We start from the raw sequence: 2,498 nt of genomic DNA, 5'->3' as shown, positions 1-2,498 counted from the left end.
AGTAAGCGGCAAGGAGACCCCATCTGGCGCGGCTGATGCTGAGTAGGGTATGTCGGGCATACGAGTTCTCTGAATGTGAGGATCTATGTCTAGACCTGCGGCTAGCCTTGGGTTGATGCGAATGATCGAGGCGGTGCCCGATCGCCTTGACGGGTCTCCGCGACAGTTGCGGCGGTTCTGGTCCGACGAATTCAAGGCCACAGCGGTTGAGCAGGCATGTCAGCCCGGGGTGAACATGTCTGCCGTGGCGCGGCAGATCGGTATCTTGCCGTCTCAACTCTACCGCTGGCGTAGAGAACTGTTGGGCAGTGATGAGGCTGGACTAGCAGCACCAGTTGATCCGCAGAGCGTCGCACCTGACCCCGACCCCGTCGTCGAAATCGACGTTGACGGTATCGTCGTGCGGGTCGGCCGGCATGTTGAAGAAGCGCATCTGCAGCGTGTCATCCGAGCGGTTCGCTCAGCATGATCCCCGCAGGTGTAAAGGTCTTCCTGGCCAGCCATCCCATCGACTTCCGCAAAGGGCCGGACAGCCTGCTGTCGCTGGTGCGGGATGCTGGCAGTGATCCGTTCAACGGATCGCTTTATGTCTTCCGGGCCAAACGGGCCGACCGGATCAAGATCGTCTGGTGGGATGGATCCGGGGTTTGCCTTTACGCCAAGCGGCTGGAGAAGGCGCAGTTTTGCTGGCCGCGGATAGGCCACAACCGAGTCCAGCTCAACCATGCCCAGCTCATGGCGCTCGTTGACGGCATGGACTGGAAACGGGTGCGTTCGGTGGCGGTGAAGCCGCCGGAGATTGTTGGGTAAATGCCTGCGGCAAAGTGAATCAACCGCCTGAAAGGGCAGGAAAATCGGAGCAAAATATGCTCTAGTAGACGTCATGACGCCGCCCGATCTGCAGCTCCCGGATGATATAGAGACCCTGAAAGCTATGGTCCTTGCCATGGCCGAGAAGGCAGCGCGCACCGATGCTCTTGAGAGCGAGGTCGCAGACCTGAAAGCCAGAAACGCCGATGCTGATGAACGCATCGAACGACTGACCCAGATCCTGAAAGCCTTTGATCGTGCCCGCTTTGGCCGGCGATCAGAAAAACTCGGCTCTCCAGGCATCGATGATGAGCAGCAGGCCTTTGTCTTCGAGGAAATCGAGACCGGCATCGCTGCGATCCGAGCCCAGGTCAACAAGGGCGCAACCCATCCCGACAGCAAACGTCCGCCGCGGCCGCGCAAAGGCTTTGCACCGCATCTGGAACGGGTCGAAGTGGTGATCGAGCCGGATGAACTGCCCGAACACGTCGGCAAACAGAAGGTGCTGATCGGAGAAGACGTCTCGGAGCGACTTGACGTCGTGCCGGCGAAGTTCCGCGTCATCGTCACACGCCGACCGAAGTATGCCTTCAAAAATGAAGACGGCGTCATTCAGGCCGCCGCACCCGCGCACATTATCGAGGCGGGCATTCCGACGGAAGCGCTTCTCGCGCAGATCGCCGTCTCGAAGTATGCCGATGGCCTTCCGCTCTATCGGCAGGAGGCAATCTATGCCCGCGACAAGGTCGAGCTTGACCGGAAGCTGATGGCTCAATGGATGGGTAAGCTTGGCTTTGAACTTGATATCCTGGCCGACTACATTCTCGCCGAGATCAAGAAGGCTGAGCGTATCTTCGCTGACGAGACGACGTTGCCCACACTCGCGCCCGGATCCGGATCGGCCAGAACGGCCTGGCTTTGGGCCTATGCCCGCGATGATAGACCCTTCGGTGGCAGTAGCCCGCCGATGGTTGCCTATCGCTTCGAAGATAGCCGTGCTGGCGATCGGGTCGCCCGGCATCTGAGTGGCTATCGCGGTATTCTGCAGGTTGACGGACATGGTGCCTATAACAAGCTTGCCAGATCTGACGGAGGCAATGACGGCGTGATGCTGGCCTATTGCTGGTCCCATAGCAGGCGCAAGTTCTACGAGCTTCACGCCTCAGACAGCTCCAGGATCGCCACCGAGACGGTGGAACTGATGGCGAAGCTCTGGCAGGTGGAAGAAACGGCTCGCGGGCAAAGCCCTGACGCCCGTGTCGCCGCGCGCCAGGCGACATCTGCGGCGGTTGTCACGGAGCTCTTCGCCCTCTGGCAGAAGACCCTACCGCGGATCTCTGGCAAGTCGAAGCTGGCCGAGGCGATCCGCTATGCCACCTCGCGTCGCTCCATCTTCGAGCGCTTTCTCACCGACGGCCGCATCGAGCTCGATAACAACATAGTCGAGCGTGCAATCCGGCCCCAGACAATTACCAGAAAGAATAGCCTCTTCGCCGGTAGCGATGGCGGTGGAAGGACTTGGGCAACAATCGCCACGCTCCTTCAAACAGCGAAAATGAACAATGTCGATCCGCAGGCCTGGCTCACCCAGACACTCGAGCGCATAGCCAATGGTTGGCCCAGCAGCGATCTCGATGCACTCATGCCGTGGAACTACACGCGCTGAACGGTCTCAGCTTGCCGCTTAC

3 protein-coding genes are annotated in these 2,498 nt (G+C 59.8%); all 3 read left to right on the top strand.

Going from position 1 to position 2,498, the window contains the following annotated elements:
- The first annotated feature begins 85 nt into the window (after positions 1 to 85).
- A complete protein-coding gene (locus ACUTJJ_RS24990) occupies positions 86 to 469 on the top strand; it encodes a transposase (protein ID WP_113731415.1) in 384 nt (127 codons plus the stop codon).
- The gene (gene tnpB / locus ACUTJJ_RS24985; protein WP_044460335.1) at positions 466 to 810 is read left to right on the top strand and encodes an IS66 family insertion sequence element accessory protein TnpB; all 345 of its coding nucleotides are present in this window, start codon (positions 466 to 468) and stop codon (positions 808 to 810) included. Before ACUTJJ_RS24990 ends, tnpB begins: the two co-directional genes overlap by 4 nt.
- Positions 811 to 883: 73 nt before the next feature.
- On the top strand, positions 884 to 2,476 hold the full coding sequence (gene tnpC, locus ACUTJJ_RS24980) for an IS66 family transposase (protein WP_445543778.1): 1,593 nt from the start codon (positions 884 to 886) through the stop codon (positions 2,474 to 2,476).
- The last annotated feature ends 22 nt before the right edge of the window (positions 2,477 to 2,498 follow it).

It is taken from the genome of Agrobacterium sp. DKPNP3 (assembly GCF_052686535.1).
This window is presented reverse-complemented; position numbering and strand designations above follow the sequence as displayed.